Origin of the sequence: Saccharopolyspora sp. NPDC050389 (assembly GCF_040655595.1) — a bacterium.
Classification (GTDB): domain Bacteria; phylum Actinomycetota; class Actinomycetes; order Mycobacteriales; family Pseudonocardiaceae; genus Saccharopolyspora.
Genome location: NZ_JBFAKG010000131.1, coordinates 1 through 6806, shown reverse-complemented (window position 1 = coordinate 6806; position 6806 = coordinate 1). Strand labels below are relative to the sequence as shown.

7 protein-coding genes are annotated in these 6806 nt (G+C 71.3%); 5 read left to right on the top strand and 2 right to left on the bottom strand.

Going from position 1 to position 6806, the window contains the following annotated elements; translation table 11 throughout:
* The 4 genes from AB0I53_RS45175 to AB0I53_RS45160 all read left to right on the top strand — a co-directional run.
* Positions 1-1122: AMP-binding protein (locus AB0I53_RS45175; RefSeq protein ID WP_358616175.1), on the top strand; the 1122-nt coding region annotated here is incomplete at its 5' end.
* A complete protein-coding gene (locus tag AB0I53_RS45170; RefSeq protein ID WP_358616173.1) occupies positions 1119-2240 on the top strand; it encodes a thiolase family protein in 1122 nt (373 codons plus the stop codon). The genes AB0I53_RS45175 and AB0I53_RS45170, both read left to right, overlap by 4 nt.
* Positions 2237-2911 (top strand): ABC transporter ATP-binding protein, encoded by a 675-nt coding sequence (locus AB0I53_RS45165; protein ID WP_358616171.1) that lies wholly within the window; start codon positions 2237-2239, stop codon positions 2909-2911. Before AB0I53_RS45170 ends, AB0I53_RS45165 begins: the two co-directional genes overlap by 4 nt.
* On the top strand, positions 2908-3513 hold the full coding sequence (locus tag AB0I53_RS45160) for an energy-coupling factor transporter transmembrane component T (protein WP_358616169.1): 606 nt from the start codon (positions 2908-2910) through the stop codon (positions 3511-3513). The genes AB0I53_RS45165 and AB0I53_RS45160 overlap by 4 nt, the downstream gene beginning before the upstream one ends.
* Before the next feature lie 62 nt (positions 3514-3575).
* Here AB0I53_RS45160 and AB0I53_RS45155 read toward each other — a convergent pair whose 3' ends face one another.
* Together AB0I53_RS45155 and AB0I53_RS45150 are read right to left on the bottom strand one after the other, a co-directional pair.
* Positions 3576-4229, bottom strand: coding sequence for a response regulator transcription factor (locus AB0I53_RS45155; RefSeq protein WP_358616167.1), 654 nt, complete (start codon positions 4227-4229; stop codon positions 3576-3578).
* The gene (locus AB0I53_RS45150; protein WP_358616165.1) at positions 4208-5386 is read right to left on the bottom strand and encodes a sensor domain-containing protein; all 1179 of its coding nucleotides are present in this window, start codon (positions 5384-5386) and stop codon (positions 4208-4210) included. The genes AB0I53_RS45155 and AB0I53_RS45150 overlap by 22 nt, the downstream gene beginning before the upstream one ends.
* A gap of 271 nt (positions 5387-5657) precedes the next feature.
* Between AB0I53_RS45150 and AB0I53_RS45145 the strand changes: the two genes are divergently transcribed.
* Positions 5658-6494, top strand: coding sequence for a CPBP family intramembrane glutamic endopeptidase (locus AB0I53_RS45145; protein WP_358616163.1), 837 nt, complete (start codon positions 5658-5660; stop codon positions 6492-6494).
* Positions 6495-6806 lie beyond the last annotated feature (312 nt).

The following is a 6806-nucleotide window of genomic DNA, read 5'->3' as shown; positions in this document are numbered from 1 at the left end:
GAACGGCCCGTTCACCCCACCTACCGAGACGAACGGTCCGTTCACACCACGTACCAAGACGAACGGTCCGTTCACACCGCAGGCCCGGCGCCCACCGACAGCGGGGAGCTCACGCACTTCTACCTGCCCACCACCTCCGGCAGCAGCGGCGCTCCCAAGGTGCTGATCCGGTCTCGGCGGTCGTGGTTGCGCAGCTTCGCTGCGCTCGGCCTGCCGTTGGCCGCTCGGGATCGCGTGTTGATCCCGGGGCCGCTGAGCTCGTCGTTGTTCCTCTTCGGCGCGTTGCACGCGCTCCGCGGGGGCGCCGATGTGGAGTTGCTGGACAAGTGGTCCGCGGCGGGTGCGGCTGCCGCTTCGCGGCGGGCCACCGCGGTCCACCTGGTGCCCGCGATGCTGTCCGCTCTGGTGTCCACTTTGGAGCGTGATCCGGTGCTGCGGGCCGAATGCCGCTTGCGCGCGGTGGTTTGCGGCGGGGCCCGGGTGGACGAGGCGTTGGCGGAACGGCTCGCCAAGGCGCTTCCCGGGTGCGAACTCGTCGAGTACTACGGGTCGGCCGAGCATTCGCTGATCGCCGTTCGGCGCGGCGGGTCGCTGCGGCCCGTCGTCGACGTGGACGTGCGCGATCCCGTGGACGGCGTCGGCGAATTGTGGGTGCGCTCCGACCTGGTCTTCGACGGCTACCTCCGCGACGGGACGATCGTGCCCGCGACGACCGAGGACGGCTGGTCGACGGTCGGCGATCGCGCCGTGCGGCATGCCGACGGGTCGCTGGAGGTTCTCGGTCGCCTCGGCTCGGCGATCAACACCGGCGCCCGGATCGTCGGCGCGGAGGAGGTCGAATCGGTGCTGCGCGACGCCGAAGGCGTGCTTGACGTGCTGGTTTGCGCCAGCCCGCATCCGAGGTTCGGCGAGCTCGTCACCGCCGTCGTCGAGATCGATCCGGCGACGCCGCCGTCGCTGCGCGAACTTCGCGCGCGGGCCCGCGACGCGCTGGGCCCGGCGAAACGCCCCCGGCGTTGGCTGGCGGTCCGGGAACTGCCCCGGACGGCGTCGGGCAAGCCCGCCCGCGCCCTGATCGCGGAGCGGCTGCGGGCCGGGACTCTCGATGCGGAGGCGCTGTGAACCGGACTCCCGTCGTGATCGCCGCTCGCCGCACTCCCATCGGCGAAGCAGGCGGCCAGCTGCGCCACCTGGCTGTCGACCGGCTCGCCGCTCCGGTGCTGCGCGCCGCCCTGGACGACGCCGGTGTGACCACAGTGGACGATGTGCTGCTCGGCAACGTGCTCGGCCCCGGCGGGAATCCGGCCCGGGTGGCGGCGTTGCGCGCCGGTTTGGGCGAGGCCACGCCCGGCATGACCATCGATCGGCAGTGCGCGAGCGGGCTCACCGCGATCACCACCGCTGCGGCGATGATCCGCGGCGGCGTGGGCGACTGGTTCCTCGCCGGCGGCGCCGAGAGCCCGTCGACCGCGCCTTGGCGGGCGTGGCGGCCGCGTTCGGCGACGGCACCGCCCCGCTTCTACGACCGAGCACCGTTCGCGCCGGCCGATATCGGCGACCCGGACATGGGCCCGGCGGCCGATCTGGTGGCGGCCGAGGCCGGGATTTCGCGGCAGCGCCAGGACGCTTTCGCCGCCCGCAGCCACGAACGCGCCGTGGCCGCGCGGCGAGCGGGCCGCTTCGACGCCGAGCTGGTGCCGGTCGGCGGCATCTCCGCGGACGAGCGGCCGCGCGAGGGTTTCACCGCCGAGCGGCTGGCCCGGTTCCGGCCCGCGTTCACCTCGGACGGGACCGCGACGGCGGCGAACTCCTGCGGCATCAACGACGGGGCCGCCGCCGTGCTGATCACCACCGAGGAGCAGCGCCGCCGGCTCGGCGTGCCGGGGCTGCGGCTGCTGGGCTGGCGCACGACGGGAGTCGACCCGAACCGGCTCGGCCTCGGCGCCGTGCCCGCCATGCGGGAGCTGCTCGAACAGCACGCGCCGGAAATCGTCGAGTTCAACGAGGCCTTCGCCGGGCAGACCCTGGCCTGCCTGGACGCCGCGGGCATCGACGAGCGGCTGGCCGGCCCGGACGGCGGCGCGATCGCGCTCGGCCACCCCTGGGGAGCCTCCGGCGCGGTGCTCGTGGTGCGGTTGTTCGGCCGGATGGTGCGGGCGGACGGACCGCGCGTCGGCCTGGCGGCGCTGTCCTCCGGCGGCGGTTTGGGCGTGGCCACGATGTGGGAGCGAGTGGGTTGATCGAGTTCGAGGATGTCGGGCACAGCTACGACGAGCGCACCGTGCTGGACGGCGTGGACCTGCGGCTGGCCGAGCGGCGCGTCGCCTTCGTCGGGGCGAACGGCTCGGGCAAGTCCACGCTGGCCCGGATGATCAACGGCCTGGTGCACCCCAGCCGCGGCCGGGTGCTGGTCGACGGAGTGGATCCGGTGCGCGACGGCCGCGCGGTGCGGCGGCGGGTGGGATTCATCTTCACCCACCCGGACAGCCAGATCGTGATGCCCACCGCGGGCGAGGACGTCGCGTTCTCGCTGCGCAGGCAGGGCCTTTCCAAGGCTGAGCGGCAGCGTCGGGCAGCGGAGGTGCTGGCCAGGCACGGGTTGGAGGGCTACGCCGAGCACCCGGCGCACCAGCTCTCCGGCGGGCAGAAGCAGCTGCTGGCGCTGTGCTCGATGCTGGTCCTGGAACCGGACGTGCTGGTCTGCGACGAGCCGACGACGCTGCTCGACCTGCGCAACAAGCGGCATTTCATCGAGGTCCTGAACGGGCTGCCGCAGCAGGTCGTGCTGGTCACCCACGACCTGGACCTGCTGGACGGGTTCGACCGGGTCGTGGTGCTCGACGCGGGCAAGGTGGTCGCCGACGACGAACCGGCCGCGGCCATCCCGTTCTACCGTGAGCTGATCAAGTGAGCCCGCTCGGCCTGTACGAGCCGGGGAACAGCCCGCTGCACCGGCTCGGGGCGGGGTGGAAGTTCCTGGCGCTGCTGGCCTTCGCGGTGGTGACCTTCGTGCTGCAGTCACCGCTGGCGCTGGGCGGATGCGTGCTCGCGGTCGCGGTCGCGTACCTGGTCGGCCGGATCCCGCTGCGCCGCTGCTGGCAGGCCGTGCGGCTGCTGATCCCGTTGCTGCTGGTGGTGTTCCTGCTGCAGTGGTGGCTGCTCGGCCTCGACAGCGCTGCCGCAGTGTGCCTGCGGCTGCTCGGCGCGCTCGCCGCCGCGAACCTCTTCACCCTGACCACCAAGGTCGACGACCTGGTCACCGCCGTGGAACGCGGGCTGGGGCCGCTGCGGCGCTTCGGTGTCCGGCCGGAGCGGATCGGCCTGCTGGTGGGCCTGACGCTCCAGGCGGTCGCGGCCCTGTCGACGATCGCGACGCAGGTGCGCGAAGCGCAACGAGCCCGGAACGCGGAGCGCTCGTTCCCGGCGTTCGCCGTGCCGTTCCTGGTCCGCACGCTGCGCCACGCCGACGAGCTCGGCGAAGCCCTCGCGGCCCGCGGCGTCGGAGACGACTGACCGGCGCTCGTGAGCACCTTGGAGCGCAATAGCACTCCAAAACGCTCACGACACCTGACGGCTCAAGACCGGAGGTAGGTCAGCACCGCGAGGACGCGGCGGTTGGTGTCCTCGGCCGGTGGCAGGTTCAGCTTCGCGAGGATGTTGCCGACGTGCTTGCCGACTGCCGCCTCGGTGACGACCAGCCGTCTGGCGATCTCGGTGTTGGAATGGCCCTCGGCCACCAGGCCGAGCACTTCGCGTTCCCGCGCCGACAGCGCCACCAGCGGATCGCGCTGCCGGTTCAGCAGTTGGCGCACCACCTGCGGGTCGACCACCGTGCCGCCGGCGACCACCTGCCGCAGCACGCCCGCGAACTCCTCGACGTCGACCACCCGGTCCTTGAGCAGGTAGCCGACCCGTTCGCCGCGGTGCGAGTCGAGCAGTTCGGCGGCGTAGCTGCGCTCCACGTACTGGCTGAGCGCGACCACCGCGAGCCCCGGGTTAGCGCGGCGGAGCTCCACGGCGGCGCGCAGCCCCTCGTCAGTGAAGCCCGGCGGCATGCGGATGTCGGTGATCACCAGGTCGGGGTCGTGCTCGGTGACGGCGGTGGTCAGCGCGTCGGCGTCGCCGACCGCGGCGACGACTTCGAAGCCGAACCTGCCGAGCAGTCCGGCGAGGCCTTCCCGAAGCAGCACGCCGTCCTCGGCGAGCACTACTCGGATCGGACCGGGCATGGCAGCTCCACTCGCAACAGGGTCGGGCCATCGACCGGACTGGACAACAACATCTTGCCGTCGATCACCGCGACGCGGTCCGCGAGCCCGGTCAGCCCCGTGCCGCGCGCGGGATCGGCGCCGCCGCGGCCATCATCGGCGACCTCGACCGCGAGCACACCGTCGTCCCGCCGCGCCGTCACCGACACGGCCGTGGCGGCGCTGTGCTTGGCGACGTTGGTCAACGCCTCGGCGACCACGAAGTACGCCGTCGCCTCGACATGCGCGGGGAACCTGTCCGGAAACCCTGCATGCACCGCCACCGGAATCGGGCAGCGGTCGGCGAGTTCACCGAGCGCGGCTGGCAGCCCCCGGTCGGTGAGCACCCGCGGGTGGATGCCGCGCACCAGCTCGCGCAGCTCGGCCATGAGCTGCTTGGCTTCCTCATGCGCGTCCGAAACGTTCTGGTGCGCCTGGGAATCCGACGGGACGTCCAGCCGGGCGATGCCGAGTTTCAGGGTGAGGCCGACCAATCGCTGCTGCGCGCCGTCGTGCAGATCGCGTTCGATCCGCCGCCGCTCGACTTCGAAGGCGTCCACCAACCGGGCCCGTGACTGCGACACCTCGACCAGCTCGGTTCGCAGGCTCGCGCTGCCGTCCTGCAGCAGAGTCCGGGCGACGGCGGCGTGCGCACCGGCGAGCAGGGCCGAGAAGTACGGCACCGCAGGGAGCAGGACCAAGGCGGCCAACGCGTACCAGAGCGCTTCGCCTACGCTGGTGACGGTGCCGAAACCCACTGCGACCGGCCCGTTTTCGCCGAGCACGAGCAGCGGACTCACCAAGTACGCCAAGAGCCCGAATGCGATCCCGAACACGGTCGCGTAGGCAACCGGAACGACCGTGATCAGTAGGAGTGCGTAGGCGATCGCACGCCAGGTCGCTGCGTCCAGGTAGAGCGCGCGCAGGCGGTGCCACGATCCGGCGGTCTTCGACGACGCCTGGTGGCCGCCCGCGATGGGCCGCATGTCGACGAGCCCCAGGCGCCACCGCTCCACCTTGGACAACGGCAGGGCGACCAGGGGTGCGCCCGCAGCGAGCACCGCGCAGCCGACGAACACCGCGACCAGCCACCTGCCGAACGACGCCGATTCCGGATGGACCGCGGCGACCACCACCACTGTCCACAGCAGACACGGAAGAGCCGTGGCGGCAACCACCGGAGGCGTGCCGAGGAGGTAGGCGAGCGAGCGCCACGGCCAACTGCTGAGCAAAAAACGGCGCCGCCGCAACGAATCCAACACGGTCCCAGTAAGCACGAACACGACCTAACCAGACGACCGCGATCGGTTCAGCGGGTTCAGCCGTAGTGATCGAGGTATGCCCAGCCATACCCGAGCCGGGCGGCTGCTCATAGTGACCCGGCCACCGCTGCATTGGTCTGCTGGACGCATGACGACCTCGCAACTAGACAGGCCCACCACGCAGCCGGCATCGTCCCGGTTCAAGGGCGTGGTGGCGTTCGTCCTCCTCGCCTACGGCATAGCCTGGGCCAGCATGTTCGGCGCCGCGCTGCTGGGCTTCTCCCTGGTCGATCCCCTGGCGCAGCTGCCGTTCGGCTTCGCCCCGGCCATCGCGGCAATCATCGTGCGGCGCTGGGTGACCCGGGAGGGATTCGGCGACGCGGGGCTCAAGCTGCGGCTGCGCGCCAACTGGCACCTCTACCTCGTGGCCTGGCTGGGGCCGTTCGCCATGGTCGCGGCCGCCCTCGGCATCGCGGCGCTGGCAGGGCTGTGGCAGCCGAGCGCGGCGGCGCTGCCCGAGTGGTCGCTGATCCTGGCGCTGGTGTTCCTCGTCCCGGTTCTCACCCCGATTTACTGGGGCGAGGAGTTCGGCTGGATCGGCTACCTCCGGCTGCGGATGTTCCCCGGCCGCCCGCTGGCCGCCACGCTCGCCACGGCGGTGATCTGGGCCGTTTGGCACTACCCGCTGGCCTTCCTCGGCTACATCGAGTTCGACGACGTCGCGCTCGGGCTGCTGGTGTGGACCACGTCCTTCGCGTGTCAGGAGATCGTGCTCAGCTGGCTCTGGGTCCGCAGCGGGAGCATCTGGCCGGTCAGCCTGGCGCACGCCGGCAACAACATGGTCCTTGCGCTGCTGACCGGCATGGTGCTGACCGAGGGGGCGGGTCTCGGCGTGAACACAGTCACCGTGCTGACGGCCTGCCCCATCGCGGCAGCGGCGCTCTGGGTGCTCGCCAGCGGAAGACTCCGGTCGACGCGGCCCTGACCAGGCGGAATGGGACTTTCGGCCCTGTTGGCAGCGACCCGGGCCTGGGCATGGTGTGCGTTACCGGGGAAACCCGGCGACCGGCCCGAGGATGCAGTGGCCTTGACGACCATCAGGCCGCCAGAGACCTAGCAATCGAAAGATTGCAAAACATTCTCGGGCCCGGCCTATGTCCAGGCCCGTTTCCGCTGCTCACCGGCCGTGAGTACTTGGTGCTGCTATAGCTTGTTGTTTAACCTGTGCGGTTTTGGTGTTGTTGGAGGGTGAGGTCGCGTTTGATGGTCTTGCCGACGTCGTGACGGGTGGCGCGAT

Excerpts from the sequence above, each read along its gene's own strand:
- AB0I53_RS45155 (WP_358616167.1), bottom strand. The coding sequence starts at position 4,229 with ATGCCCGGTCCGATCCGAGTAGTGCTCGCCGAGGACGGCGTGCTGCTT.
- AB0I53_RS45145 (WP_358616163.1), top strand. The coding sequence starts at position 5,658 with ATGACGACCTCGCAACTAGACAGGCCCACCACGCAGCCGGCATCGTCC.